The sequence below is a fragment of the Pseudoxanthomonas sp. LARHCG66 genome, assembly GCF_052871755.1.
In genome coordinates, this window is the sequence record NZ_JBIXJW010000010.1 from 1 (window position 1) to 26251 (window position 26251).

Sequence of the window (26251 nt, forward strand, 5' to 3'; positions counted from 1 at the left end):
GGCCGATTTCAACGGCACCAAGCTGCTGGACGGTTCGTTCACCAGCCAGCTGTTTCAGGTCGGTGCCAATGCGTCGCAGGCCATCGCGATCGACAAGGTTGTCGATGCACAGGCCGATGCACTGGGCGGTGCGATGTTCGCCACCGCCACGTTCACCACGGCCACCCCGGCCGACGGCACCACCGATCTGAAGATCGAAGGCCTGCAGCTGACGAACGCCGACGGCACCGCCGTCACCATCGACACCGTCGAAGTGGCAGCGCAGGGCACGGCCGCGGGTACGCGTGACGCCGCCGCCACCGCGCTGGTCGGCGCGATCAACGCCAAGATCGGCGAGACCGGCGTGCTGGCCGAGCTGGGTGCCAACGGCGCCGTCAACCTGACCTCGGTCAAGGACAGCGTGGATTCGGATGGCGACTTCCTGGGCATCGCCGTGGAAACCGGCACCTGGACCGGCGGTACCGCTCCGGCCGACGTCGCCGCCAGCACCGTCGCGACGACCAAGCAGTACGCCAGCAACCTGGACATCTCGACCTTCAAGGGCGCGCAGCAGGCCCTGGAAATCGTCGACAAGGCACTGACGGCCGTCAACAGCGCGCGCGCCGACCTGGGTGCGGTGCAGAACCGCTTCACCTCGGTGGTCGCCAACCTGCAGACCAGCTCGGAAAACCTGGCCGCTTCGCGCAGCCGCATCCGCGACACCGACTTCGCCAAGGAAACCGCCGAACTGACCCGCACCCAGATCCTGCAGCAGGCCGGTACGGCCATGCTGGCCCAGGCCAACCAGGTGCCCCAGAACGTGCTGTCCCTGCTGCGCTGATACGCGGCACGCTTCATCCACAGTTCCTCCTAGTTACCTGTCGTCACGGACGGATTCGTCTCCCTCCGTTTGGCAGTACCCCAACCCCCTCCGGCGACGGAGGGGGTATTTTTTTGTGGGTGATCGGTGATTGGTGATTGATGGCGGGATTCTGCGAGTTACCGCCTCACCAATCACCAATCACCGCTTTCTGGCACAAACCCTGCATCAGCTCCTGCGCCCGCATTTCTCACCAGTCGCCGGACCCACGGTGGCGGTGGGAGACGGAGAGATGCGGGCTAAAGAACGGCCGCGGCAGGCCGCTACTGAAACTGCACGGGCGGGCCCCATCCGGTACCGGATGCCAGGCCCGCCCGGCCACCCTTTTTCGGAAGGGCACTGACAGGAGACGGCAATGGCAGACTATTCGCTGGGTTATGGCGGCATCGGCACCGGGATGGACATCAACGGCATGGTGTCCCAGCTGGTGGCGGCCGATCGCGCGCCTGCGGAGAACCGCCTGACCCGCATCGAAAGCCAGGCCAAGTTCAAGCTGTCCGCACTGGGCACGGTCAGTTCCGCCTTCAGCAACCTGGACAAGGCCCTGACCGCGCTGAAGGCCGCCACCGCCTTCGATACCCGCACCGTCAAGTCCGCCACCGACACGGTCGTTGGCGCCACGGTGGGCAGCGGGACGCCCAACGGCACGTATGCGGTCGAAGTGGTCGAACTGGCCACCGCCAACAAATGGATCACCAACCAGCCGGTGACCGCCGGCACGACCTTCGGCGCCGGCCAATTGACGCTGACGGTGGGCGGCGAGGCGCTGGCCATCGACATCGCCGCGGACAGCACGCTGCAGGATGTCCGCAGCGCGATCAACGACGCCGCCCGCAGCAAGGGCGTGCAGGCCAGCGTGTTGACGTCCAACGACGGGCTCTACCTGTCCGTGTCGTCCGACAAGACCGGCGCGGCCAACGGCATCTCGCTCGCGTTCACCTCCGGTGGCAGCGACCTGCAGGCGCTGGCCGCCAGCCTGCAGGAACGCGTCCCCGCCGCCGATGCCGAAGTGAAGATCGACGGCCTGACCGTCACCGCCAGCGGCAACAAGATCACCGACGCCGTGCCCGGCCTGACCCTGGACGTGAAGACGAAGGGCACCAGCACCGTCACCGTGTCCACCGACACAGCTGCCGCCAGCAAGCTGATCCAGGATTTCGTGACCGCGTACAACGCGGCCATCGGCGCCATCAACACGTCCACCAAGTACAACGCCGAAAGCGACGAACCTTCGGCCCTGACCGGCGATGCGCAGATGCGCAGCGCTTCGGGCCAGTTGAGGAATGTGCTCAGCGGCGTGCTGGGCGACCTCGCCTCGCAGGGCCTGGACGCCAAGACGCTGGGCCTGCAGACCAAGGGCTATCCATCTTCCGACGGCACCCTGGTATTCGACAGCAGCAAGTTCACCGCCGCGCTGGTCAGCAACCCGGAGAAGATCCGCAGCGCCTTCACCGGCGACAGCGGCTTCGCGGGCAAGCTGCAGGCGGCCGTGGGCAGCTACATCGGCACCAATGGGGCTTTCACCCAGCGCACCAGCGGCCTGAATGCCCAGATCAAGGACGTCGCCACGCAGCGCCTGGCCCTGGATGCGCGCATGGAAGCCGTCGGCAACCGCTACAAGGCCCAGTTCGTGGCGATGGATTCGATGGTCGCCCAGATGAGCAGCACCAGCAGCTACCTGGCCCAGCAACTCGCCTCGCTCGCCAACCAGACCGGATAACCGCCGATCCGAACCGCCGTCGGGTGACGCGCGGGGATCGCAGGAGAAAATGGAATGTCATCGCATTCGTACGCCGCCCAGTACCGCAACACCGGCCTCAGCAGCGCCGTCATGGACGCCGATCCGCACCGCCTGGTGGCCCTGCTGCTCTCGGGCGCCTGCGAACGCCTGCGACTGGCGGACGCATGCATGGAACGTGGCGACCTGGCACGCAAGGGCAAGGCGATCGGCGAAGCGTGCGCGATCATCGGGCACCTCAATGGCTCGCTGGACCATGAGGCGGGCGGCGAAATCGCAGGCAGTCTCTCCGCGCTGTACGACTACGTGCAGACGCGCCTGATCGATGCCAACCTGCACAACGATGCCGCCGCACTGCGCGAATCGCTCGACCTGCTGGGCGAGATCGAGTCCGCCTGGAACGCCATTCCCTCCGAGCAACGTCAGCCCCCGGCCATGGCTGCCGCGCGATGAACGCCACACCGGCCCTCGACGACCTCTTCGCCCAGCTCGACGGCATGCGCCATGCCTTGCACGCGGGCGAACTGGAGGACGTCGAGCGCCTGCTCAACCGTCACGACCACGACGTGCGGGCCTTCCTGCATGCCGATGGTGGCCGCTCGGCCGGCTACGACGCGCTGGCCGTGTTGCTGCGTGCGCAACTGGAACTCCAGAAGTCGATGCAGGATGCGCGCGAACAGGTGCGTATCCGCATGCATGTCAACCAGAGCGCCGACCGCGCCGCGCGCGCCTATCTTTCCGTTGTCGAGGGGTGAGCCATGACCGCTTCGATCATCCTCGTGGAGCACCCTGCCGAGCACGCGCTGTTCGATGGCGCGCTCACCTGCGAGGTGGTGCTGCCTGCGCGCTTTGACGCGGGTGCACGGGTCCTGATGCAGGCCCCGTCGGAGGCCTTGCTGAAAGGATTGGCGGTCGCCGAGGACGTGCGCGGCGAAGACCCGGACGACCGCAAGGAAGCCACCCCCACGCAGCAGCGCATCGAAGCCAAGCTGGACCTGGTGCTGTCGCTGCTCGGCCGGCTGGCGCGCAGCCAGCACGAAACCCTGCCCGCCACCCCGTTGCGCTGGTCGCACCGAGGCCTGCGCCTGGATGTCGTGTCGCCGCAGGAACTGGCCGTCGGCGTCGCCGGCGTGGTGACCGTGCAGCCCGCCACCTGGTTGAGCGACCACATCGAACTGCCCGCCACGCTGCTGGCCCAGGCCGAAGGCTCGCAAGGCATGCAGCATCTCTGGCTGCAGTTCGACACCCTGGGCGCCGGCCTTGCCGAGGCCATGGACCGCCACCTGTTCCGCCTGCATCGCCGCCAGATCGCCGAAGCCCGCCAGTCCCAGCACGCGGCTCGTCCGTAGCCCGCTTTTCGCGCATCCGCGCCCACTGCGGCATCCGCGATGTGCACGCATCACACGCCGCGATTGCGGTATTCGCCCTTTTCACGCGAACACGGTCATCACAAGTGTGACTGATGTCGTGGTTTCACTTTCCCATCGCGATTCTGAATTGGCGCACGGGGACGGCGCGGCTATCGTGACATCACTAAGCAACGCGATATCGACTGGTTCTTCCCTGTGCGTGTACTCATCGTCGACGACCACACCCTGGTCCGCGCCGGCATCGGCCGGCTGCTGCAGTCATTGCCCGACGTGGATGTCGTGGCCGAAGCCTGCAACGCGCAACAGGCGCTGGACATGGCGGCGATCCACCGCCCGGACCTGATCCTGCTCGACCTCTCCCTGCCCGACCGCAGCGGGCTCGACCTGCTTCCGCTGCTGCGCGAATCGCTGCCGCAGACCCGCGTGGTGATCATGTCCATGCACAACGATCCCACCCAGGTGCGCGTGGCGCTGGACCGCGGCTGCGCCGGTTTCGTGGTGAAGGAAGCCGCGCCGATGGAACTGGAACTCGCCCTGCGCGCCGCCGCCAGCGGCCAGGTGTTCCTGAGTCCGCAGGTGTCCTCGAAGATGCTGGCGCCGATGCTCAACCCGCAGCGTCCCACCGGCATCGCCGCGCTGTCGCCACGGCAGCGCGAGATCCTGCGCCAGTTGGGCAGCGGCATGAGCAGCAAGGAAATCGCGGCCCAACTCGGCATCAGCGTGAAGACGGTGGAAACCCACCGTGCGCGGATGATGGAATCGCTGGGCTGCCGTCGCGCCAACGATCTGCTGTTGCTGGCCGCACGCCACCAGAACGAACTGGCCTGAGCCTTGCAGGTACGGCGTGGATGCCCCCCGCCGGCGACGGATTCCCGTTGCCGCACCGCCCTGACGGGCACTTCCCATCGACGATAACCCGACGCTGTAGGGGAAACCCTGACGGCCAGTGGGGCGTGCCCGCAGCACAACCAGAAACGCCCTGATTTTTTTTCCGTCACCGGGCGCCCAAAGTGTTCACACGATGTGAAACCGACCTCGGCACGCCATCGAATCGGGGACAACGGGAATGAAGACGGGACTTTCCACCCAGCTCGGCCAGCAACTCCACCTGACGCCGCAACTGCTGCAGTCGATCCGGCTGCTGCAACTGGACGGCCTGCAGCTGGAGATGGAAGTGCGCCGCGCACTGGACCTCAATCCGCTGCTGGAAGTCGAAGAAGCCCAGGATGCCGAGACGGTCGCCGAGATCGACGTGCTGCCGGCGCAGGACGCCGCCGCCCTCGATGCCGCCGCGTTCGACGAACTGCCCGAATCCAGCCTGTGGGACGTGGCCGGCGCCAACTGGCAGGACGGCGACGACGACCGCATGCAGCGTGTCGAAGCCGGCGAATCCAGCGACCCGCACGTGCGCGTGCTCGACCGCCTGGCGCTGGAACTGGATGGCCGCGCACTGGACGTGGTCGCCTTCTGGCTTGAGCACACCAACGACGCGGGCTACCTGGAGCAGGCGCCCGACACCCTGGCGCTGCTGGCCTCGGCCCGCTTCGACCTGACCACCGACGCCGCGCTGCTGCTGCGCGAGCGCCTGCTGCGCGGGGAATTTCCCGGCCTGGCCGCCGCCGATGTGCGCGAATGCCTGCAGGTCCAGCTGGACTGCCTGCAGGGCCGCGTGCCCGGCCGCCACGTCGCCCGCCGCATCGTCGCCGAAGGCCTGGCGCTGCTGGCCGCACACGAATACGACGCCCTCGCCCGCCTGCTGGACCTGGAACTCGATCAGGTGATGGAAGGCGTACGCCTGGTGCTGTCGCTGGATGCCCGCCCCGGCGCGTCGCTGGCGCCGGCACCGACCGGCTACATCGTCCCGGACGTGGTCGCCTGGCACGCCGACTGCGCCTGGCGCGTGGCCCTGAACCCGGCGACCACGCCGCGCGTGCGGGTCAACCCGATGCAGGAGCGCGCACTGGACCAGGCCGAAGCCTCCGAGGGCGCCGGCAAGCTGCGCGAGCTGCTGCTGGAAGCGCGTTGGCTGACCCGTGGCCTCTCGATCCGTTACGACACCCTGCTGCGGACGGCACGCGCCATCGTCGAGCGCCAGGCCGGTTTCCTGGCCCAGGGCGATGAAGCGATGGCCCCGCTGACGCTGAAGGAAATCGCCGATGCCATCGGCATGCACGAATCCACGATTTCGCGCATCACCACCGGCAAGTACATGCAGACGCCGCGCGGCACGTTCGAGCTCAAGCACTTCTTCGCGGTGCGCCTGGAAGGCGCCAACGTGTCCGGCCCGGCCGTGCGCGCCATGGTGCGCCGCCTGATCGATTCCGAACCGGCCGGCAAGCCGCTGGCCGACGAAGCCATCGCCGGCCTGCTGGCCCGCCAGGGCATCCACATTGCCCGCAGAACTGTGGCGAAGTACCGGGAACAGCTCGATATCGCTCCCGCCCGGGAACGCCGACGCGCTACCGTACCGGTCTTGGCCAAGGCCGGATAAGAACGGAGCACGACCGCAATGAGCAAGATCACCGTATTGCTGGTGGACGATCACGAAGGTTTCATCAACGCCGCCCTGCGCCACCTGCGCAAGGTGGAGTGGCTGGACATCGTGGGCCGCGCCAGCAACGGCCTGGAAGCCATCGAACGCTCGGAGACCCTGCGTCCGGACGTGGTGCTGATGGACCTGGCCATGCCGGAGATGGGGGGCCTGCAGGCTACCCGCCTCATCAAGACGCAGGACGCACCGCCCTTCATCGTGATCGCCAGCCATTTCGACGACGCCGAGCACCGCGAACATGCGATGCGCGCCGGTGCCGACGAATTCGTCAGCAAGCTTTCCTACATCCAGGAAGTCTTGCCCATCCTCGAAAGGTTCAAAGACAGCCGCCATGAGTGAATCCCGCATCCTCGTCATCGACGCCGACGCCACGCGTGCCGAACGCCTGGCCGGCCTGCTCGAATTCATGGACCTGACACCCCGCTGGGTCGCCAGCGCCGGTGACGTGGATGTGCGCCGCCAGCGCCCGCACGACTGGCTGGCGATCGTCGTCGGCACCCTCGACGATGGCAAGGCCGCCGACGCGTTCTTCGCCTGGCTGGGCAAGGCGCAACTGCCGCCGCCGGTGCTGCTGATGGAAGGCGACACCGCCGCCTTCGCCGCCGCGCACGGCTTGCACCACGCCGGTGTATGGACGCTGGAAAGCCCCATCCGCCACGCGCAGCTGGAAGCCTGCCTGCGCCGCGCCAGCCTGAAGCGGCTGGATACCGAACACCAGGCGCAGCAGGTCAGCACCAGCGGGCCGACCGGCAACAGCCCGGCCGTCACGCGCCTGCGCCGCATGATCGAACAGGTCGCCAGCTTCGACACCACCGTGCTGGTGCTGGGCGAATCCGGCACCGGCAAGGAAGTGGTGGCGCGTGCCATCCACGACCAGTCGCCGCGCCGCGACGGGCCGTTCGTCGCCATCAACTGCGGCGCCATTCCGCCGGACCTGCTGGAAAGCGAACTGTTCGGCCACGAGAAGGGCGCCTTCACCGGCGCGCTCAGCGCCCGCAAGGGCCGTTTCGAGATGGCCGAGGGCGGCACGCTGCTGCTGGACGAGATCGGCGACATGAGCCTGCCGATGCAGGTCAAGCTGCTGCGCGTGCTGCAGGAGCGCAGCTTCGAACGCGTGGGCGGCAACCAGACCATCCGCTGCAATGTGCGCGTGATCGCCGCGACCCATCGCAACCTGGAAGCGCGCATCGCCGACGGCCACTTCCGCGAAGACCTGTTCTACCGCCTCAATGTGTTCCCCATCGAGATGCCGGCGCTGCGCGAGCGCGCCGACGACCTGCCCGACCTGGTCACCACCATCGCCGCGCAGCTGGCACGCACCGGCCGCGGGGAAGTGCGCTTCGCCAACGAGACGCTGCAGGCGCTGCGCCTGTACGCGTGGCCGGGCAACGTGCGCGAGCTGACCAACCTGGTCGAACGGCTGGCGGTGCTGCATCCGGGCGGACTGGTGCGCGTGGCCGACCTGCCCAAGCGCTACCAGCCGGAAGGCGTGGAGGCGCTGGTCGCCCAGGCGCCGGCACCTGCACCGGTGACCGCTGCACCGGCCCCGCTGCCGACCGCCGTCGTGGCCGCTGCCGTGTCGCCGGCCGACCGCCTGCCCGAATCCGGCATCGATCTGCGCGAACACATCGCGCAGATCGAGCTGAACCTGATCCGCGATGCACTGGACCGCGCCGGTGGCGTGGTCGCGCACGCCGCGCAACTGCTGGGCCTGCGCCGCACCACGCTGGTGGAGAAGCTGCGCAAGTACGGCATCGAGCGCGAAGAGGTCGCCCTGGCGACGGAAAACTGACTGGCGACGGACGGCGTTTTCGGCACGGGTCTTGCAACTGATCTGACAAGACACCCCGACGACCGAAGCACCCGCCCATGTCCGACGTCTCCTCCATCCTCTCGCAGATCCGCAGTTACCAGCACCAGGTCGGTACGCGTGCCCTCGAGCCGATGCCGAACCCGGGTGCGTTCACCCCGAACCGGGTGGGGCTCGAGCAGCCGGGCGTCAAGGCGCCGAGTTTCGGCGACACGCTGCAGAACGCGCTGCAAGGCGTGAACGAAGCGCAGAAGACGTCCGGTGCACTCGCGCAGGCCTTCGAACTGGGCGACCCGCGCGCGGACCTGGCACGGGTGATGGTGGCCGCGCAGCAGTCGCAGGTGGCCTTCCGCGCCACGGTGGAAGTCCGCAACCGCCTGGTGCAGGCGTACCAGGACGTCATGAACATGCCTTTGTAGGTCCCGACGTTGTAAAGCCCGCCGCCGCAATGCCCGACCGCTGACCGCCCCACTCCACCGAGCCGACCGCGCAGGAACCGCACCACCATGGCCCTGACCCTTTCCAAGGAAGCCCTGAAGGAATCGCTGACCGCCGACAAGGCAGGCGCGGCGCTGACCAGGATCCAGGACGCGCGCGTGTTCAAGCAGATGGGTACGCTGCTGCTGATCGCCGGTGCGGTCGCCGTGGGCATGATGGTGTTCTTCTGGTCGCAGAAACCCGCCTACACACCGCTGTATACCGGCCTGGACGCGAAGGCCACGGCCGAAGCCACCGACATGCTGCGCGCGGCGCAGATCCCGTTCCAGCTGGACCAGGGCACCGGTGCCATCTCCGTGCCGGAAGAAAACCTGCACGACGCCCGCCTGAAGCTGGCCGGCGCCGGCCTGGCCGAAAGCGGTCGCCTCGGCTTCGAGATGATGGAGCGCGATCCGGGCTTCGGCGTCAGCCAGTTCGTCGAGAACGCACGCTACCAGCACGCGCTGGAAACCGAACTGGTCCGCACCATCACCACCCTGCGCCCGGTCCGCGACGCTCGCGTGCATCTCGCCATCCCCAAGCCCAGCGCCTTCACCCGCCAGCGCGAAGTCGCCAGTGCGTCGGTGGTGCTGGACCTGCGCTCGGGCGCCCTGCTGGAACGCAACCAGGTGGATGCCATCGTGCACCTGGTGTCGTCGTCCATCCCCGACCTCGCCCCCGAACGCGTCACCGTGGTCGACCAGAGCGGCCGCATGCTCACCATCAGCGACCCGAACAGCGAGGCCGCGCTCAACGCCGCCCAGTTCGAGCGCGTGCGCAAGCTCGAGACCTCGTTCAACGACCGCATCCGCGAACTGCTGGAACCGCTGACCGGCGCCGGCCGCGTCAACGCCGAAGTCGCGGTGGACATGGACTTCTCGGTCACCGAGGAGGCGCGCGAGACCTTCGCCAATGATCCGGCCAAGATCCGCAGCGAGCAGGTCAGCCAGAACTCCGTCGCCGGCACCGGCCCGGAGGGCGTGCCCGGCGCCACCAGCAACACACCGCCCGGCCCCAACGCGGCCGCCGCACCCAATCCCGCTGCGCCGGTCGAGACCAGCAGCAGCGCCACCCGCAATTTCGAAATGGACCGCACGCTGCAGCACACGCGCCAGCCGGCCGGCCGGGTGCGCCGCGTCACCGCCGCCGTGCTGGTCGACCACGTGCCGCGTACCGGCGAGAACGGCAAGGTGGTGATGACCGCACTGGACGCCGCCACGCTGACCCGCATCGAAGCGCTGGTGAAGGAAGCCGTGGGCTTCGACGCGGCGCGCGGCGATTCGGTGTCGGTGATGAACGCACCGTTCGTGCGCGAAACCGAGGCACCGCAGGACGTGCCGTTCTGGGAAAGCCCGTGGCTGCACAACCCCATGCTGCGCGACATCGCGCGCTACGGCCTGGGCGCGCTGGTGGTGATCGCGCTGCTGTTCGGCGTGCTGCGTCCGGCCATGCGCCAGATCATCCACCCCGCCGCCCGGCGGAAGGTGGAGGACGAGGACGACGGCATCGACGTCACCGTGATGGACGATGACGACATGCAGGCCGGCGCCGTGGCCACGCTGTCGCACGACGCGCTGCCCCCGATGCGCGCCCTGCCCTCCGACGCCTACGAAGACCGCCTGCGCCAGGCGCGCGAGGCGGTGAAGACCGATTCCAAGCAGGTGGCGCAGGTAGTGAAGGACTGGGTGGCCAGCGATGAATAACGTACAGGAACCGGCACTCAACGGCGTGCAGCGCGCAGCCGTGCTGCTGCTCTCCCTCGGCGAGGAAGATGCCGCCGAAGTGCTCAAGCACATGAACGCCAAGGAGGTGCAGAAGCTCGGCATCGCCATGGCCACGATCTCCGGCGTCAGCCGCGAGCAGGTGATGCAGGTCATGGCCACGTTCGGCGAATCGCTGGACAAGCAGACCTCGCTGGGCATGGGCGCCGACGACTACGTGCGCAAGGTGCTGGTGCAGGCACTGGGCGAAGACAAGGCCGGCAGCCTGATCGACCGCATCCTGCTGGGCCGCAACACCACCGGCCTGGACACGCTGAAGTGGATGGACCCGCGCGCGATCTCGGACCTGGTGCGCAACGAACACCCGCAGATCATCGCCATCGTGCTGGCCCACCTGGACAGCGACCAGGCCGCCGACACCCTCAAGCTGCTGCCCGAGCGTACCCGCACCGACGTGCTGCTGCGCATCGCCACACTGGACGGCATCCCGCCGAACGCACTGAACGAACTCAACGAGATCATGGAGCGCCAGTTCGCCGGCAACCAGAACCTCAAGGCCTCCAGCATCGGTGGCGTGAAGGTCGCGGCGAACATCCTCAACTTCATGGACTCCGGCCAGGACCAGGCCATCCTCGGCAACATCACCCAGGTCGACGCCGAGCTAGGCGCACGCATCCAGGACCTGATGTTCGTGTTCGACAACCTGGCCGAGCTGGGCGATCGCGAACTGCAGGCGCTGCTGCGCGAAGTCCCGAACGACCGCCTGGGCCTGGCGCTGCGCGGCGCCGACGCCAAGGTGAAGGAAAAGATCACCCGCAACATGTCCCAGCGCGCCGCGCAGATCCTGGTCGAAGACATGGAAGCCCGCGGCCCGGTGCGCCTGTCCGATGTGGAAGGCGCGCAGAAGGAAATCCTCGCCATCGTGCGCCGCCTGGCTGACCAGGGCGTGATCTCGCTGATGGCCGGTGCCGAGGAAATGGTATGAGCACGCCGTCGCCGCTGCGCTGGATGCCCGCGCCGCTCGATGTCGTCGTCGCGGCACCCGCCCCCGAGCAGGAAGCCCCGCCGCTGGTACCGCCGACGATCGAAGAGATCCAGGCCATCCAGGATGCCGCGTACCGCGAAGGGCTCGAACGCGGGCTGGCAGAAGGCCATGCCGAAGGCTTCGCGACCGGCCAGACCGAAGTCCGCCGGCTGGCCGCACAGATGGAAGGCATCCTCGACAACTTCTCGCGCCCGCTGGACCGGCTCGAGAACGAAGTCGTCGCTGCACTGTCCGAACTCTCCGTCCGCATTGCCGGTGCCCTGGTAGGCCGCGCCTACCAGACCGACCCGGTCCTGCTGCAGGAGTTGGCCACCAGCGCACTGGATGCCGTCGGCGGCGCGCAGCGCGAAGTGGAACTGCGGCTGCATCCCGACGACATCGCGGCCCTGACCCCGGTACTGGCGATGGCCCCGGGTACGCGACTGACGGCGGACACCTCGCTCAGCCGCGGCGACCTGCGCGTGCATGCCGAAAGCGTACGCATCGACGGGACGCTGGAGGCCCGCCTGCGCGGCGCGCTGGAAACCGTGCTCAACCGGAGCACACGCGCATGAGCGCCCAACCGCTGGAATGGCTGACCGCCCGCGACCTGCGCCTGTCCGCGCGCCTGTCGCAGATCAATCCCGAGCTCGGTGGCCGCGGCCTGATCCGCGAAGGCATCCTGCGCCGTGCCGTCGGCCTCACCCTGGAAGCCATCGGCTGCGAAGCGCCGATGGGCGCCACCTGCAAGGTCGAAGTGGTCGACGGCGGCTGGGTGGATGCCGAAGTCGTCGGCTTCTCGGGCGAACGCACCTACCTGATGCCCAGCGCCGAACTGCACGGCCTGCTGCCGAACGCACGCGTGGTGCCCTCGCGGCGGCGCGGCGGCGTCGAGGTGGGCGAAGGGCTGCTGGGGCGCGTGATCGACAGCGATGGCGTTCCGCTGGACGGCCGTGGCCCGATCCGTGCCGAAGGCAGCGTCAGCCTCGCAGGCATGGCGATCAACCCGCTGTCGCGCGAACCGATCACCCAACCCCTCGATGTCGGCGTGCGCGCGATCAACGCGCTGCTGCCCATCGGCCGTGGCCAGCGCGTGGGCCTGTTCGCCGGTTCCGGCGTGGGCAAATCCACACTGTTGGGGATGATGACCCGCTATACCGCCGCCGACGTGATCGTCGTCGGCCTGATCGGCGAACGTGGCCGCGAAGTGCGCGACTTCGTCGAAAGCACGCTCGGCCCGGTGGGCCTGGCACGTGCGGTGGTGGTGGCCAGTCCCGCCGACCGGCCGCCGCTGGCCCGCCTGCAAGGTGCGTATCGTGCCACCGCCATCGCCGAGTGGTTCCGCGACCAGGGCCTCAACGTATTGCTGCTGATGGACTCGCTGACCCGCTTCGCGCAGGCCCAGCGCGAGATCGGCCTGTCGGTCGGCGAGCCCCCCACCACGCGCGGTTATCCGCCGTCGGTGTTCGCGCGACTGCCCGCCTTGGTGGAACGTGCCGGCAATGGTGCGAAGGGGCGTGGTTCCATCACCGCGTTCTATACCGTGCTGACCGAAGGCGACGATCCGCAGGATCCGATCGCCGATGCCGCGCGCGCCATCCTCGACGGCCACATCCTGCTCTCGCGCCGCGTGGCCGACAGCGGCCTGTATCCGGCCATCGATGTGGAATCCTCGGTCAGCCGCGTGGTCACCGAGATCGCCGACGAAACCTGGCGCGACCGCATCCGCAAGCTCAAGCGCCTGCTGTCGGCCTACACCAGCAACCGCGACCTGATCGCCATCGGCGCCTACCAGCGCGGCAACGATCCCACCGTGGATGAAGCGCTGGAACGCTGGCCCGAGATCGTCGAATTCCTGGGCCAGGACGTAGCGCACGCCGCCGACCTGCCCAGCAGCCGTGCCGCCCTCGAATCGCTGGTCCAACGCAACGTCGCTGCCGGTGCCCCCGCACCCCGCAGCCCGCAGTAACGCCAAGGAATCCCCGCCATGATGCAGTCCCGCCGAATCGATCCCCTGCTGCGCCGCGCGCAGGAACACGAGGATTCCGTTGCCCGCGACCTGGCCGAACGCCAGAACACGCTGGCGCAGCACGAGTCGCGCCTGGAGGAACTGCGGCAGTACGCCGAGGACTACGCCAACAGCCAGATGGCCGCCACCAGTCCGGCGCAGCTGGCCAATCGCCGTGCCTTCCTGGAACGCATCGACCAGGCGCTGGCGCAGCAGCTGCAGAACGTCGACCGCAGCCGCAGCAGCGTGGACATCGAGCGCGACCGCCTGCTGCTGGCCAGCCGCGACAAGCAGGTGCTCGAACAGCTCGCCGCCAGCTACCGCGCCCAGGAGCGACAGGTGGTGGAACGGCGCGACCAGCGCGAGATGGATGACCTCGGCGCGCGCCGTGCGCGACTGGCCGCCACCGCACAGGAAAGCGAGGAAGCCTGATGCCATCCCCGATGGCGTCGCTGCCTCCCGCGGGCAAGACCGTGTTCCCCGCTGCCGCAGGCGGTGTCGCACAGGCACGGGAAAGCACACCGGACCCGTCGAAGCCCAGCTTCGACGAGATGGTGCGTCACCCGGCGACGCGTGACGAAGCCCCGGCCCGAAAGCCCGCGCCCCGGCGCGACGAGGGGCAGGAGACCACCGCCCTGCAACAACCGCACGCCGCCAACCGCCACCCCGACGACGCGGCGCGCACGACGGACGATCAGGACATCAAGGAGGCTGGCGTTGCGACGCTGGTGCTGCCGGAGGTTCCGCTACCGGCGGCTGCCATCCCGCAGGCTGATCCCCGCATCACCGTGCCGACCGATCCCCTGGGCAATCCGCTGTTGGGCAATCCACTGCTCGGCGACGTGATCCCTGCAGAAGCCGTCTCTTCCCCCGACGCCGTGTTGGCCGGCGGTCGCGCCACGACGCCGGCTTCTCCGGCGGGCGCCTTGGCTGCCCCGGTCGCCGCAGACACCGGCAACGCGGTTCCGCCCGACCTCCAGAACGCTGCCTCCCCCAACGCAACCGACGCACCTGCGACGGCGTCGCCGACGGCCACCGCCGCGATGGGCCATGTGGCCCGGGCGCCGCTGCAGAACCTGCTCTCCTTCACCGCCCACCTTGCCACCGGCCAGGCCGCCGCCGCGATACCGGACGTGATCAACCTCGGCCGCGACTTCATCGATGCCCTGCGCAGCGACGACGCGGAAACCCCCACGTCGCCCACCGGCACGCTCCTCGCCGGCGTCGGCGCGTCGAACGCCCCGCTCGGCCTCTCGCGCACGGAGACCGTCAATGCGATGGAAGCACCGAGCGCCGACCTGCATGGCGGCCATTTCGACGAGGACGTCGCCGATGCGGTGCGCTGGATGGCCGACCAGAAGATCGGCCACGCGCACATCAAGGTGACCCCGAACGACCTCGGCACCGTGGAGATCCGCCTGCGACTGGACGGCGACCGCGTGCATGCCGACTTCACCAGCGCCCAGGCGGACGTCAGGCAGGCGCTGGAAAACAGCCTGCCCAAGCTGCGCGACATGCTGGGCCAGCATGGCTTCCAGCTCGCCCACGCCGATGTCGGCCAGCAGCATGCCCCGCCGTCGCACGGCGGCACGGCGCAGCACGGTGAAAGCGCCGCAGACACCAGCGACGCCGCAGCCGAGACACCGCGTACCGTCCGCATGACGGCGCGGGGACTGGTGGACGCGTACGCCTGACGGATCGCTGTTCCTGTAGAGCGACGTGAGTCGCGACCGCGGAAATCCGGCGCCATGGGTGCCTGATCATGCGCGCATCCCTGCCTGAACGCGGTTACCGGACCCACGTGACGTGCGGTCGCGACTCACGTCGCTCCTACAGAAGGTACCCCCGTCAAAACCCCGTCGGGCCCTCCTGCCCACCACGGCACGCCGCTTGCATCACCTGGGCAGACCCCTCAGGAGATCCACCGCCGTGGCAGCTGTCGACAAGACCGCAAGCAAATCCAAGGCCGACAAGGCCGACAAGCCCAAGGGCGGCAAGTCGCTGCTGACGATCGGGCTGGTGGCGCTGGTTGCGGCCGGTGCCGCCGGCGGTGGCGCGTGGTACTTCGCCAGCCATGCCGGCAAGGAAGTGAAGGCCGACGCACCCAAGGCCAAGAGCCCGGGCGAAGTACCCGCGCCGGCCCAGTACTTCGCGCTGGAGCCGCCGTTCGTCGTCAATCTCGTCGGCGAAACGGGCGGCGCACGCTACCTGCAGGTCGAAGTGCAGCTGATGACGCGCGATCCCGAAGCGCTCAAGGCCATCGAACTGCATGCCCCCGCCATCCGCGCGCGCCTGCTGATGCTGTTCGCACAGCAGGACGCCGCCGGCCTGATGAGCCGCGAAGGCAAGGAACGCCTGCAGAACACCGCACTCAATGAAGTGAAAGCGCTGCTGGTCGCCGAAACCGGCAAGCCCTCCGCCGACGCCCTGTTGTTCACCAGCTTCGTGATGCAGTGACGGAACCGCGACGCCATGATGACCAGTGACCTGCTGTCGCAAGACGAGATCGACGCCCTGCTCAATGGCGTGGATACCGGCGCGATCGAGACCGAGGAACCGCCGGTCGATCCCACCATCGCGCGCACCTACGACTTCGCCAGCCAGGACCGCATCGTGCGCGGCCGGCTGCCGACGCTGGAGATGATCAACGAGCGCTTCGTGCGCACCTGGCGCATCGGCCTGTTCAACCTGCTGCGGCGATCGGCCGAACTCTCGGTGCGTGGCATCGAGACGATCAAGTTCGGCGATTACCTGCACTCGCTGTACGTGCCCACCAACCTCAACCTGGTCAAGTTCAAACCGCTGCGCGGCGTGGGCCTGATCGTGTTCGAACCCAAGCTGGTGTTCACCATGGTGGACAACTTCTTCGGCGGCGACGGCCGCTACCCGGCCAAGATCGAGGGGCGCGAGTTCACCGCCACCGAGATGCGGGTGATCCAACTGCTGCTGAAGCAGACCTTCACCGACCTGATCGACGCCTGGGCGCCGGTGATGCCGGTGGACTTCGAGTACATCACCAGCGAGGTCAATCCGCACTTCGCCAACATCGTCAGCCCGCGCGAATACGTGGTGGTCAGCCGCTTCCACGTGGAGCTCGACGGCGGCGGCGGCGACCTGCACGTGACGCTGCCGTATTCCATGCTGGAACCGATCCGCGAGCTGCTCGATGCGGGCATCCAGTCCGACCGCGTGCACGACGACGACAGCTTCCGCGTCACCCTGCACGAACAGTTGCGTGGCGCCGAAGTCACCGTCTCCAGCGTACTGGCGGAGAAGCGCATCAACCTGCGCCAGCTGACCCGGCTGAAGGTGGGCGACATCCTGCCCATCGACCTGCCCAAGTCGGTGCCGGTATGCGTCGAACAGGTGCCGGTATTCACCGGCGAGTTCGGCATCTCCAACGGCAACAACGCGGTGAAGATCACCGCCAAGCATCCTCCCGGCAGCCACCACAAGCACACGGCGCCGCCCCGCCATGCCCTGACACCCGTCGCCTTCCAGGACGCCACTCCATGATTCCCGAGAACGAAGACACCCTCGCCGCCTTCGGCGACACCCGCCCGGATGCCTCCGTGCAGGACAACGACAACGACAGCGACATGAGCCTGGACGTGATCCTGGACGTGCCGGTCACGCTGTCGCTGGAAGTGGGCCGCACGCGCATGCCGATCCGCAACCTGCTGCAGCTCAATCAGGGCTCGGTGGTGGAACTGGAACGCGGCGCCGGTGAACCGCTGGACGTATTCGTCAACGGCACGCTGATCGCGCACGGCGAAGTCGTGGTGGTGAACGACCGTTTCGGCGTGCGCCTGACCGACGTGGTCAGCCCCAGCGAACGCATCCGCCGCCTGCGCTGAGTCGATGTCCATGCACGCCTTCGCCCTGCTCGCCACCGCCGCGGCACCCGCACAGAAGATCGGCCAGCACGCGCCGTCCACGCCCGGCATCGGCGGCGCGCTGGTCGGCCTGATCCTGGTGCTCGGCCTGATCCTGGGCATGGCCTGGCTGCTCAAGCGCATGCCGGGCGCCGGCCTGGGCATCCGGCCCAGCGACCAGCTCCGCGTGGTCTCGATGCTGTCGGTGGGTACCAAGGAGCGCGTGATGGTGATCGAGGTGGGCAAGCAGCAGTTGCTGATCGGCGTGACCGCTGGCGGCATCACGGCATTGCACACGCTGCCCGAACCCCTGGTCGTCGCGCCCGCGCCGACGATGCCGAATTTCGCCGAGCTGCTGGCCAAGCGCCTGCGCAGAGAGAGCTGAGATGCGCCGTTTCGTTCTTTCCCTGATCTGCCTGCTGTGGCTGTGCGCGCCTGTCCTGGCGCTGGCGCAGACGGCCCCCGCCACCACACCGGCACAGAACCCCGCGCCTGCGGCGACGCCCGCCGCGCCGACCGCCCCGACCCTGCCTGCCCTGCCCAAGGTCAACGTGGGCCAGATCGGCGACAACACCGTCAGCCTGCCGTTGCAGACGCTGCTGCTGATGACGGCGATCACGCTGATTCCGTCCGCGCTGCTGGCGATGACCGCGTTCACCCGCATCATCATCGTGCTCGGCCTGCTGCGCCAGGCGCTGGGGACCGGACAGACGCCGTCCAACCAGGTGCTGGTGGGCCTGGCGCTGTTCCTGACCATGCTGGTGATGATGCCGGTGGGCGAAAAGGCCTGGGCGCAGGGCATGGCGCCGTACCTCAACGGCCAGATCGATTTCTCCACTGCGTGGACGATGACCACCGGGCCGCTGCGCGACTTCATGCTGGCACAGGTGCGCGAAACCGACCTGATGACGTTCGCCGGTCTTGCCGGCCACGGCAGCTATGCCAGCCCGGCGGACGTGCCGTTCCCGATCGTGGTGGCCTCGTTCATCACCAGCGAACTGAAGACCGCGTTCGAGATCGGCTTCCTGATCTTCATTCCCTTCGTGATCATCGACCTGGTGGTCGCCAGCGTGCTGATGTCGATGGGCATGATGATGCTGTCGCCGATGCTGGTGTCCGCGCCGTTCAAGATCCTGCTGTTCGTGCTGGTGGACGGCTGGGTACTGATCGTCGGCTCGCTGGCCGCCAGCTTCAACGGCGTCTGAGGAACACGCGATGAGTCCCGAACTTGCCCTTACCGAACTGCGTGACGGCCTGGAGATCGCCCTGTGGGTCGGTGGCCCGCTGTTGCTCGTGGTGCTGATCGTCGGCGTGGTGGTCGGCGTGATCCAGGCGGCGACACAACTCAATGAGCCCACCATCGCCTTCGTCGCCAAGGCGATCGCGCTGACTGCGGCGCTGTTCGCCACCGGCAGCTACCTGCTCGGCGTGCTGGTCGAATACACGACCAACCTGTTCCAGCGGTTGCCCCACCTGATCGGCTGACGACGCGGACGCGACGCGATGGATCCCGCGACCCAGATGGTCATCGACGGCCAGCAGGCCTTCGGCATGGTCAACGCCATCCTGTGGACGATGCTGCGCACCGGCGCGCTGCTGATGGCGGCACCGTTGATCGGCACGCGTGCCGTGTCGGTGCGGGTGCGGGTCATCATCGCCGGCGCACTGGCGATGGCGCTGGCACCACTGCTTCCGGGCACGCCGGACCGGATCGCCTTCGACGCCAGCACCGTGCTGAACGTGGCGCGCGAGTTGGCCGTCGGCGCGAGCATGGGCTTCATGCTGCGACTGGCGTTCGAAGCCGGGGCGATGGCGGGCGAACTGATTTCGCAGGGCACAGGCCTGGCCTTCGCCCAGATGTCCGATCCGTTGCGCGGGGTGAACTCCGGTGTCGTCGGCCAATGGTTCTATCTGGCGTTCGGCCTGCTGTTCTTCACCGCCAACGGCCATCTGGCGCTGGTGTCGCTGCTCGTGGACAGTTATCGCTCGCTGCCGATCGGCACCGCGTTGCCGGATGTGCAGCAGATGCTCGAAGTCGCGCCGATGCTGTTCAGCCACATCCTGCGTGCGGCGGTCGGGCTGGCGCTGCCGGTGATGGTCGCGATGCTTGCGGTGAACCTGGCGTTCGGCGTGCTGGGCCGCGCCGCGCCGGCCCTCAATCCCATCCAGTTGGGCCTGCCGACGGCGCTGTTGCTGGGATTGTTCCTGCTGGCGCTGCTGGCAGGCGAGCTGGGGCCGCCGGTACAGCGCATCTTCGATCTCACATTTGATGCAGCGCGGCAAATCAGCGCTTAACGAAACTGCGGTTATCCTCTGACGGGCCACGCGGCGCCTGCCATTCAGGCCCCTGCGTGCGGGTTTCACATGATGTATGCGCCTCCTGTTCCACTAACTGCATGAATTTGTGCAGAATGGGCCAGAGGGAGGCGCCACATACGCCAGCGCACGGAATGGACCCAGGTCCAGGCCGACGCAGGAGAGCTTCCCCCGCGAACCGGAGAATGCCTGTGAGTCCAAGCCCTACCCACAAGCGCCGTACCAGCCAGGAGACCCGGGAAGCCGTGCTCATCGCTGCGCGCAGGCTGTTTTTCACCAAGGGGTTCGACCAGACCACCCTGATGGACCTGGGCGAAGAAACCGGACTCAGTGCCCGCGGCGTGATCCTGCACTTCGAGACGAAGGCGGACATCATCGCCACCCTGCTGATCCGCGACTACACCGCGCGCAAGGCGCCCATGGTGGAACGCCCGCAGGGTTCGACGCATGCCCAGCGCATCCTCGATTTCTATTTCTGGACGGCGCGCGAGGACGCCGCCAACTTCATCGCGTTCCCCGCGCTTTGGAGCGTGTCGGCGCGCTGGTCGCCGAGCGTCGAGGCGGAAATGAACACCGCGCTGCGCCGCATGCGCGAGCCGGTGCGCCAGGAACTCAGCCGCGGCATGGCCGCAGGCGAATTCCGGGGCGTGGACATCCAGCACGCGGACGAGATGATCTGGCAAAGCTACCAGCACGGCCTGCGTGCCGTCTCGGTCAATGGCGGCACCCCGGCCATGGCCGTGCCACAGGTATTCAAGACGCTGGAAGCGCTGACGGCCTGAGCCGCGGCGCGCCTAGGCGCCGTATATCGGAAGCCCGCCCGACATGTCCGGCCACGGGCCATCCCGGGGTGGTTCCAGGTGTCATGCTGCTCGCGCCCGCTCCTGCGCAAGGAACCGCCATGCGCGCCACCTCCTGCGCCCTGCTCGCTTTCTACCTGCTGTGCTGCGTTGGCGCGCTGGGACTGATCCATGTCTCCGAGCATCAACTGCTGGGGCTGCAGCCCGATCCCCTCGCGCACGCATTCGCCTGGTTGCTGGCCTTGCCATGGTCACTGTTGACCCTGCTGCCCATCGCGGGCAGCCCCACGGTGGCCTACGCGTTGACCATCGCCGGCATGCTGCTGAATCTGGCGCTGGGCGTGGTGTGGGTGGTGCGCTGGAAAGCCGGGTGATGCCCGCACGCGCAGGGACAGACGCGACAACGGCCGCGTCGGCGGCCGTTGTCGTGGGTGGGATGGGGCAACGCCGGTGCGATTACTTGTCGCGGCCGTTGCCCTTGTTGCCTTGAGCCTTCCCGCTGTTGCCCTTGCCTGGATGGTCGGCGTGGGCGGGCTTGCCGCCCTGGCTCGCCTGCGCCGGCTTCCGGCCGCCTGCACCCTTGCCCTGGCCGGGACCATGCTTGGACCAGTCCACGCTGGTGCGCTGGTCGATGCGGATGGGGTAGCCCCAGCGGTCATAGGTGCCCACCGCTCCGTTCTTCAAGGCATGGAAGGCCGGCGAACCGGGCTTGATGCCCATCTGCTTGGCGAGGTTGCCCCAACCCTGGCCCGGATTGCGTTCGTAACGTTGCACGACATCCAGGCAGGGAATGCCGAGCGCACGCGCGATGGCGCAGGCGAAGTACACATCGGCGGGGGCCCACCCGCGACGGTCGAGCAGATCCAGGACCAGCGAGCGCGGCGCGCCGTAGTGCCCGGTCATCTCGGAAACGAACGGGTCCCGGTACCGGCGCCCGTAGTCGTTGATCTCTCCCAGGCGGGTGTCGACCCATACATCGCCGGTGCGGATGTTGTAGCCCACGGTCTGCGCATGGACAGGTTCGGCGCCCGCCCAGGCGGAAGCGCATACCGCAAAGATCACGGCCCAGCGTGCGAATGCTCTCATGCCACTTCTCCTGTTTCGGGAGGCCGGAGTGTTGATGCTCCGCACTGAATGCGCAATGACGTACCGAACGCCGTGCCATGCGGAATCCGGCACACGCTGCCGAGCGCTCGCGCACGCCGATGCCAACGCCCAAGCGTGACTCTCATCACGCCCGCCCACGGGCAACCGCATACACTGCGCGGTGGTCCATCTCCGCCTACTTGCCTGCGATCGCGTGAACGTTTGAACGACGAAGAAGCATCCCGCCCCCGGGCGCATCCGGCCCTTGCCATGAAGCCGACCCGCCGCGACTTCCGCCTCGACATCATCGTCCTGCTGGGTTCGATCACGGGCGTCACCATCACCGTCTTCGGCATCTATCGCTGGCTCAGCGGGCAACATGCCCTCGCCTGGCTCGACTTCGCGATCGTCGCCTGCGTCATGCTGCCCGTGCTGTATGCGTGGCGAACCGGCGACAGCACCCGGGCCGGCGCAGCGCTGTGCGTGTTGAACTCGGCAGGCACCCTGGCGGCGTGCCTGCTGGCGGGACACACCGCACTGACATGGATCTACCTGGTGCTGCTGACCAACTTCTTCATCGCGAACCGCTGGCTGGCGGCCTCCGCCAACCTCGTCATCCTGGTCGGCGTGCAATTGCTGCCCGGCTTCTTCCACGACGGGTTCCACGCCACGTCCGTGGCGGTCAGCGTGCTGCTGATCACCGGTTTCTCGTACATCTTCGCCAAGCGCACGCAGGGAGACCGGGCGCGGCTGGAGAAGCTGGCCGCGATCGATGCCCTGACCGGCGTCCCCAACCGGCGCAGCATGGAGCGCGCGCTTGCGGATGCGGTGGACACGTTCCAGCGGACCGGACACAACTACGGGCTGGTCGTGCTCGACCTGGACCGTTTCAAGGACGTCAACGACCAGTACGGACATGCCGCCGGGGATGCCGCCATCGCCGACCTCGCCTCGATCCTGCGCTTCGAGATGCGCCGCAACGACCACGTGTTCCGCTTCGGCGGCGAAGAGTTCGTCGCCTTGCTGGACCTCGACAACAGCCAGGACCTGGAAGCCGCCACGGAGCGCCTGCGCAAGGCCGTGCGCAGCGCCCTGCGCGGCCCCGGCGGGCGCATCACCATCTCGCTCGGCGCAGCGCTGCTGCGCGAGCAGGAAAAGACCTGGCACGACTGGTTTTCGCGCGCCGACGCCGCGCTCTACCGCGCGAAGTCGGCCGGACGCGACAGCTACGTGATCGCCGACGACCTGTTCTAGGCGTGCGTTGAATCGCGTGGCCAATGGGCTGCATCGCACTCATCACCGCCCCGGTTCTTTTGCCGTCGTCCCAGCGAAAGCTGGGACCCATCTGCTCTTGCCCCGAAAGCCCCGCCACTCACAGGCAATGGATTCCAGCCTTCGCTGGAATGACGGGATCGGGATCAGCCCGCCGAGATCGATCCACTCATTGCCTGCTCCACCACCACCGGTAAAGCAGCGGCAGCACCAGCAACGTCAACAGCGTGGACGAGACGATGCCGCCGATCACCACCGTGGCCAGCGGACGCTGCACCTCCGATCCCGCCCCGACATTGAGCGCCATCGGCAGGAAGCCCAGCGATGCCACCAGTGCGGTCATCAGCACCGGACGCAGGCGACCGAGCGCCCCTTCGACGACGGCGGTATCAAGCAGGGTGCCCTGCTCGCGCAGCTTGCGGATGAAGGCGATCATCACCAGCCCGTTCAACACCGCCACGCCCGACAGCGCGATGAAGCCGACACCGGCCGAAATGGAGAGCGGCAAGCCACGCAACGCCAGCGCCACGACGCCCCCGGTCAGCGCCAGCGGCACACCGGTGAACACGATGGCGGCGTCCTTGGCCGAGCCGAACGCCCAGAACAGCAGCGCGAAGATGACCACCAGCGTCGTCGGCACCACGAGGCTCAGCCGCCGGCTGGCCGAGATCAATTGCTCGAACGTGCCGCCGTACTCCACCCAGTAGCCGGCCGGCACCTCCACCCCGGCGCCGATCTTCTCCCGCAGCTCCGCCACGAAGCCGCCCAGGTCACGGCCGCGCACGTTCGCGGTCACCACCACGCGGCGCTTGCCGTTCTCGCGGTTGATCTGGTTCGGTCCCAGCGTGGTCTCGATCTTCGCGACCTCGCGCAGTGGCACGGTACGCGGCGTGCCGGAATCCCACGCAGCGGAGCGCGTGGATTCGTCCTCGTTGTCGCTGCGCCCCAGCGGGATGGGCAGGTCCTGAAGCGCGGACGGATCCTGGCGCAGCGCCTCCGGCAGGCGCACGACGATGTCGAAGCGGCGATCGCCTTCGAACAACTGCCCTGCCACTTCACCGCCCACCGCGGTCGCCACCGTGTGCTGCACGTCGCCGGGGTTCAGCCCGTAGCGGATCAGCGCCTGGCGGTCCGGCGTGATCGTCAGCAGTGGCAGTCCCGTCGCCTGTTCCAGTCGCACGTCGGCCGCGCCGTCGACGGTTTTCGCCACGCGTTCGATCTGCTCACCCAATTCCACCAGTGCATCCAGGTCATCGCCATAGACCTTGATGGCGACGTCCGCGCGCACGCCCGAGATCAGCTCGTTCATGCGCATCTGGATGGGCTGGGTGAACTCGTAGTTGTTGCCGGGAATCTGCTGGACGGCGCGTTCGATCTCCGCCACCAGCGTGGCCTTGGGCTTGCGCGGGTCCGGCCATTCGGCGCGCGGCCTGAGCATGATGAACGTATCGGCGACCGAGGGCGGCATCGGATCGGTCGCCACTTCGGCCGTGCCGAGCTTGCCGAACACGCGGTGCACTTCCGGAAACTGCTTGATGCGTGCCTCCAGCGTCGCCTGCATGCGCACCGCCTGGTCCAGGCTGGTGCCGGGAATACGCATGGCGTGCATGGCGATGTCGCCTTCGTCCAGGCTGGGCACGAACTCGGTGCCCAGGCGCGTGGCGAGTACGCCGCACACCACGACCAGAGACGCCGCACCCGCGCCGACCAGCACGCGGCGGCGCAGCGCCCATGCGAGCGCCGGCGCGTACGCACGCCGCGCCCATTGCATCAGGCGGGTCTCCTTCTCCTGCACGCGACCGCGCATGAACAATGCGACGGCCGCGGGCACGAAGGTCAGCGACAGCACCATCGCACCGGTCAGCGCCAGCACCACCGTGATCGCCATGGGATGGAACATCTTTCCCTCCACGCCGGTGAGGGCGAAGATCGGCAGATACACGGCGGTGATGATGCCCAGGCCGAACAGGCTGGGGCGGATGACCTCCGCCGTTGCCGAGGCAGTGGCATCGAGGCGCTCCTCCTCCGTCAGCAGGCGACCCAGCGCGTGCTGCAGGTCGCCGAAGCGGCGCAGGCAGTTCTCGATGATGATCACGGCGCCATCCACGATCAGGCCGAAGTCCAGCGCACCCAGGCTCATCAGGTTGCCCGACACGCCGCCGCGCACCATGCCCGTCAGCGTGAACAGCATGGCCAGCGGAATCACCGCGGCGGTGATCAGCGCCGCGCGCACGTTGCCCAGCAGCAGGAACAGCACCACGATCACCAGCACCGCGCCTTCCACCAGGTTCTTCGCCACGGTGCGGATGGTGCGGTCCACCAGCGAGGTGCGGTCGTACATGGGTTCGGCGTGCACGCCCGCGGGCAGGCTGCGGTTGGCCTCGGCCAGTCGTGCGGCCACGGCGCGCGCCACGTCGCGGCTGTTGGCGCCGATCAGCATGAAGGTCGTTCCCAGCACGACTTCCTTGCCGTCCATCGTGGCCGCGCCGGTGCGCAGCTCCGGTCCCTCGCCCACCTGCGCCACGTCGCGCACACGGATGGGCACGCCTTCGCGGCGGTCCAGCACGATGTCGCGGATGCCGTCCAGGTCGGCCACCTGGCCCGGCGCACGCACCAGGAACTGCTGGCCGTTGCGCTCGATGTAGCCCGCGCCGACGTTCTGGTTGTTGCTCGCGACAGCCTCCACCACGTCGTGCAGGGTGAACCCCAGCGCGACCAGTCGTGCCGGATCCGGCGTGATGTGGATCTGCCGCGCGAAGCCGCCGATCGTGTTCACTTCGGTCACGCCCGGCACGTTGCGCAGTTGCGGCCGCACCACCCAGTCCTGCAGCGTGCGCAGGTCGGTGGCGGTGTACGGCGTGCCGTCGGCCTTCAGCGCATCGGGTTTTGCTTCCACCGTGTACATGAAGATCTCGCCCATGCCGGTGGCGATGGGTCCCATTCCGGGTTCCAGCCCGGCGGGGAGCTGCGACTTGGCCTGCTGGATGCGCTCGCCGACCTGCTGGCGGGCGAAGTAGAGGTCGGTGCCGTCCTTGAAGACCACGGTCACCTGCGACAGGCCATAGCGGGAAATCGAGCGCGTATGGTCCAGCCCCGGCAGGCCGGCGAGCGCGGTCTCGATGGGATAGGTCACGCGCTGTTCCGCTTCCAGCGGCGAGTAGCCGTCCACCTGCGTGTTGATCTGCACCTGCACGTTGGTGATGTCGGGCGTGACATCGATCGGCAGCCTGCTGAAACTCCAGGCGCCGACCACGACCAGCGCCAACGTCAGTGCCATCATCAGCCAGCGGTGCGCGATGGCGAAGCGCAGGATGCGTTCCAGCAAGCCGTGCGATGCCGGAAGG

28 protein-coding genes are annotated in these 26251 nt (G+C 68.0%); 26 read left to right on the forward strand and 2 right to left on the reverse strand.

The annotated features are described in order from the left end of the window. The 25 genes from ACIPRS_RS18405 to ACIPRS_RS18525 all read left to right on the forward strand — a co-directional run. Positions 1-820 (forward strand): flagellin (locus ACIPRS_RS18405; RefSeq protein WP_446539599.1); only part of this gene is annotated, 820 nt, incomplete at its 5' end. A 394-nt stretch (positions 821-1214) separates the two neighbouring features. Further along, positions 1215-2579, forward strand: coding sequence for a flagellar filament capping protein FliD (gene fliD, locus ACIPRS_RS18410; protein WP_446539600.1), 1365 nt, complete (start codon positions 1215-1217; stop codon positions 2577-2579). A 54-nt stretch (positions 2580-2633) separates the two neighbouring features. Next, positions 2634-3050, forward strand: coding sequence for a flagellar export chaperone FliS (gene fliS, locus ACIPRS_RS18415; RefSeq protein WP_142124890.1), 417 nt, complete (start codon positions 2634-2636; stop codon positions 3048-3050). Continuing rightward, on the forward strand, positions 3047-3352 hold the full coding sequence (locus tag ACIPRS_RS18420; RefSeq protein ID WP_142124891.1) for a hypothetical protein: 306 nt from the start codon (positions 3047-3049) through the stop codon (positions 3350-3352). Before fliS ends, ACIPRS_RS18420 begins: the two co-directional genes overlap by 4 nt. Before the next feature lie 3 nt (positions 3353-3355). After that, entirely contained in the window at positions 3356-3946 is a 591-nt protein-coding gene (locus ACIPRS_RS18425; RefSeq protein WP_446539601.1) for a PilZ domain-containing protein, read from the forward strand. 216 nt (positions 3947-4162) lie between these two features. Further along, positions 4163-4795, forward strand: coding sequence for a response regulator (locus ACIPRS_RS18430; RefSeq protein ID WP_142124893.1), 633 nt, complete (start codon positions 4163-4165; stop codon positions 4793-4795). Positions 4796-5033: 238 nt separating this feature from the next. Continuing rightward, on the forward strand, positions 5034-6458 hold the full coding sequence (gene rpoN, locus ACIPRS_RS18435) for an RNA polymerase factor sigma-54 (protein WP_446539602.1): 1425 nt from the start codon (positions 5034-5036) through the stop codon (positions 6456-6458). Positions 6459-6476: 18 nt separating this feature from the next. After that, the gene (locus ACIPRS_RS18440) at positions 6477-6857 is read left to right on the forward strand and encodes a response regulator (protein ID WP_142124895.1); all 381 of its coding nucleotides are present in this window, start codon (positions 6477-6479) and stop codon (positions 6855-6857) included. Further along, entirely contained in the window at positions 6850-8310 is a 1461-nt protein-coding gene (locus ACIPRS_RS18445) for a sigma-54 dependent transcriptional regulator (RefSeq protein WP_446539603.1), read from the forward strand. The genes ACIPRS_RS18440 and ACIPRS_RS18445 overlap by 8 nt, the downstream gene beginning before the upstream one ends. Positions 8311-8387: 77 nt before the next feature. Further along, positions 8388-8747, forward strand: a complete 360-nt coding sequence (gene fliE / locus ACIPRS_RS18450) for a flagellar hook-basal body complex protein FliE (RefSeq protein ID WP_142124897.1) — start codon at positions 8388-8390, stop codon at positions 8745-8747. 87 nt (positions 8748-8834) lie between these two features. Then, the gene (gene fliF / locus ACIPRS_RS18455; RefSeq protein WP_446539604.1) at positions 8835-10508 is read left to right on the forward strand and encodes a flagellar basal-body MS-ring/collar protein FliF; all 1674 of its coding nucleotides are present in this window, start codon (positions 8835-8837) and stop codon (positions 10506-10508) included. Continuing rightward, complete coding sequence (gene fliG / locus ACIPRS_RS18460; RefSeq protein ID WP_446539605.1) at positions 10501-11511, forward strand: flagellar motor switch protein FliG; 1011 nt, start codon at positions 10501-10503, stop codon at positions 11509-11511. The genes fliF and fliG overlap by 8 nt, the downstream gene beginning before the upstream one ends. Then, positions 11508-12125, forward strand: coding sequence for a FliH/SctL family protein (locus ACIPRS_RS18465; protein WP_446539606.1), 618 nt, complete (start codon positions 11508-11510; stop codon positions 12123-12125). Before fliG ends, ACIPRS_RS18465 begins: the two co-directional genes overlap by 4 nt. After that, complete coding sequence (gene fliI / locus ACIPRS_RS18470) at positions 12122-13519, forward strand: flagellar protein export ATPase FliI (RefSeq protein WP_192202644.1); 1398 nt, start codon at positions 12122-12124, stop codon at positions 13517-13519. Before ACIPRS_RS18465 ends, fliI begins: the two co-directional genes overlap by 4 nt. Positions 13520-13537: 18 nt before the next feature. After that, on the forward strand, positions 13538-13990 hold the full coding sequence (gene fliJ / locus ACIPRS_RS18475; RefSeq protein WP_298119955.1) for a flagellar export protein FliJ: 453 nt from the start codon (positions 13538-13540) through the stop codon (positions 13988-13990). Next, on the forward strand, positions 13990-15252 hold the full coding sequence (locus tag ACIPRS_RS18480; RefSeq protein WP_446539607.1) for a flagellar hook-length control protein FliK: 1263 nt from the start codon (positions 13990-13992) through the stop codon (positions 15250-15252). Before fliJ ends, ACIPRS_RS18480 begins: the two co-directional genes overlap by 1 nt. Before the next feature lie 205 nt (positions 15253-15457). Next, the gene (locus ACIPRS_RS18485; RefSeq protein ID WP_446539621.1) at positions 15458-16015 is read left to right on the forward strand and encodes a flagellar basal body-associated FliL family protein; all 558 of its coding nucleotides are present in this window, start codon (positions 15458-15460) and stop codon (positions 16013-16015) included. Between the two features lie 15 nt (positions 16016-16030). After that, a complete protein-coding gene (fliM, locus tag ACIPRS_RS18490; RefSeq protein ID WP_192202647.1) occupies positions 16031-17074 on the forward strand; it encodes a flagellar motor switch protein FliM in 1044 nt (347 codons plus the stop codon). Continuing rightward, positions 17071-17415, forward strand: coding sequence for a flagellar motor switch protein FliN (gene fliN / locus ACIPRS_RS18495; protein ID WP_192202648.1), 345 nt, complete (start codon positions 17071-17073; stop codon positions 17413-17415). The genes fliM and fliN overlap by 4 nt, the downstream gene beginning before the upstream one ends. A 4-nt stretch (positions 17416-17419) precedes the next feature. After that, entirely contained in the window at positions 17420-17818 is a 399-nt protein-coding gene (fliO, locus tag ACIPRS_RS18500; protein WP_446539608.1) for a flagellar biosynthetic protein FliO, read from the forward strand. A 1-nt stretch (position 17819) separates the two neighbouring features. Continuing rightward, a complete protein-coding gene (gene fliP, locus ACIPRS_RS18505) occupies positions 17820-18638 on the forward strand; it encodes a flagellar type III secretion system pore protein FliP (RefSeq protein ID WP_446539609.1) in 819 nt (272 codons plus the stop codon). Positions 18639-18648: 10 nt separating this feature from the next. Next, entirely contained in the window at positions 18649-18918 is a 270-nt protein-coding gene (locus ACIPRS_RS18510; protein WP_192202651.1) for a flagellar biosynthetic protein FliQ, read from the forward strand. Between the two features lie 18 nt (positions 18919-18936). Next, a complete protein-coding gene (gene fliR, locus ACIPRS_RS18515) occupies positions 18937-19728 on the forward strand; it encodes a flagellar biosynthetic protein FliR (protein WP_192202652.1) in 792 nt (263 codons plus the stop codon). 212 nt (positions 19729-19940) lie between these two features. Then, entirely contained in the window at positions 19941-20531 is a 591-nt protein-coding gene (locus ACIPRS_RS18520) for a TetR family transcriptional regulator (protein ID WP_192202653.1), read from the forward strand. 119 nt (positions 20532-20650) lie between these two features. Further along, entirely contained in the window at positions 20651-20923 is a 273-nt protein-coding gene (locus ACIPRS_RS18525) for a hypothetical protein (RefSeq protein WP_192202654.1), read from the forward strand. Between the two features lie 82 nt (positions 20924-21005). On the opposite strand, the gene ACIPRS_RS18530 is transcribed toward ACIPRS_RS18525, so the two are convergent. Then, the gene (locus ACIPRS_RS18530) at positions 21006-21635 is read right to left on the reverse strand and encodes a hypothetical protein (RefSeq protein ID WP_337732104.1); all 630 of its coding nucleotides are present in this window, start codon (positions 21633-21635) and stop codon (positions 21006-21008) included. A gap of 270 nt (positions 21636-21905) precedes the next feature. Between ACIPRS_RS18530 and ACIPRS_RS18535 the strand changes: the two genes are divergently transcribed. After that, on the forward strand, positions 21906-22889 hold the full coding sequence (locus tag ACIPRS_RS18535; RefSeq protein ID WP_446539610.1) for a diguanylate cyclase: 984 nt from the start codon (positions 21906-21908) through the stop codon (positions 22887-22889). 187 nt (positions 22890-23076) lie between these two features. On the opposite strand, the gene ACIPRS_RS18540 is transcribed toward ACIPRS_RS18535, so the two are convergent. After that, entirely contained in the window at positions 23077-26232 is a 3156-nt protein-coding gene (locus ACIPRS_RS18540) for an efflux RND transporter permease subunit (protein ID WP_446539622.1), read from the reverse strand. Positions 26233-26251 lie beyond the last annotated feature (19 nt).

Coding starts and splice junctions, on each gene's coding strand:
- fliD (WP_446539600.1), top strand. CDS start 1,215: ATGGCAGACTATTCGCTGGGTTATGGCGGCATCGGCACCGGGATGGAC.
- fliS (WP_142124890.1), top strand. CDS start 2,634: ATGTCATCGCATTCGTACGCCGCCCAGTACCGCAACACCGGCCTCAGC.
- ACIPRS_RS18420 (WP_142124891.1), top strand. CDS start 3,047: ATGAACGCCACACCGGCCCTCGACGACCTCTTCGCCCAGCTCGACGGC.
- ACIPRS_RS18425 (WP_446539601.1), top strand. CDS start 3,356: ATGACCGCTTCGATCATCCTCGTGGAGCACCCTGCCGAGCACGCGCTG.
- rpoN (WP_446539602.1), top strand. CDS start 5,034: ATGAAGACGGGACTTTCCACCCAGCTCGGCCAGCAACTCCACCTGACG.
- ACIPRS_RS18440 (WP_142124895.1), top strand. CDS start 6,477: ATGAGCAAGATCACCGTATTGCTGGTGGACGATCACGAAGGTTTCATC.
- ACIPRS_RS18445 (WP_446539603.1), top strand. CDS start 6,850: ATGAGTGAATCCCGCATCCTCGTCATCGACGCCGACGCCACGCGTGCC.
- fliE (WP_142124897.1), top strand. CDS start 8,388: ATGTCCGACGTCTCCTCCATCCTCTCGCAGATCCGCAGTTACCAGCAC.
- fliF (WP_446539604.1), top strand. CDS start 8,835: ATGGCCCTGACCCTTTCCAAGGAAGCCCTGAAGGAATCGCTGACCGCC.
- fliG (WP_446539605.1), top strand. CDS start 10,501: ATGAATAACGTACAGGAACCGGCACTCAACGGCGTGCAGCGCGCAGCC.
- ACIPRS_RS18465 (WP_446539606.1), top strand. CDS start 11,508: ATGAGCACGCCGTCGCCGCTGCGCTGGATGCCCGCGCCGCTCGATGTC.
- fliI (WP_192202644.1), top strand. CDS start 12,122: ATGAGCGCCCAACCGCTGGAATGGCTGACCGCCCGCGACCTGCGCCTG.
- fliJ (WP_298119955.1), top strand. CDS start 13,538: ATGATGCAGTCCCGCCGAATCGATCCCCTGCTGCGCCGCGCGCAGGAA.
- ACIPRS_RS18480 (WP_446539607.1), top strand. CDS start 13,990: ATGCCATCCCCGATGGCGTCGCTGCCTCCCGCGGGCAAGACCGTGTTC.
- fliM (WP_192202647.1), top strand. CDS start 16,031: ATGATGACCAGTGACCTGCTGTCGCAAGACGAGATCGACGCCCTGCTC.
- fliN (WP_192202648.1), top strand. CDS start 17,071: ATGATTCCCGAGAACGAAGACACCCTCGCCGCCTTCGGCGACACCCGC.
- fliO (WP_446539608.1), top strand. CDS start 17,420: ATGTCCATGCACGCCTTCGCCCTGCTCGCCACCGCCGCGGCACCCGCA.
- fliP (WP_446539609.1), top strand. CDS start 17,820: ATGCGCCGTTTCGTTCTTTCCCTGATCTGCCTGCTGTGGCTGTGCGCG.
- ACIPRS_RS18510 (WP_192202651.1), top strand. CDS start 18,649: ATGAGTCCCGAACTTGCCCTTACCGAACTGCGTGACGGCCTGGAGATC.
- fliR (WP_192202652.1), top strand. CDS start 18,937: ATGGATCCCGCGACCCAGATGGTCATCGACGGCCAGCAGGCCTTCGGC.
- ACIPRS_RS18525 (WP_192202654.1), top strand. CDS start 20,651: ATGCGCGCCACCTCCTGCGCCCTGCTCGCTTTCTACCTGCTGTGCTGC.
- ACIPRS_RS18530 (WP_337732104.1), bottom strand. CDS start 21,635: ATGAGAGCATTCGCACGCTGGGCCGTGATCTTTGCGGTATGCGCTTCC.
- ACIPRS_RS18535 (WP_446539610.1), top strand. CDS start 21,906: ATGAAGCCGACCCGCCGCGACTTCCGCCTCGACATCATCGTCCTGCTG.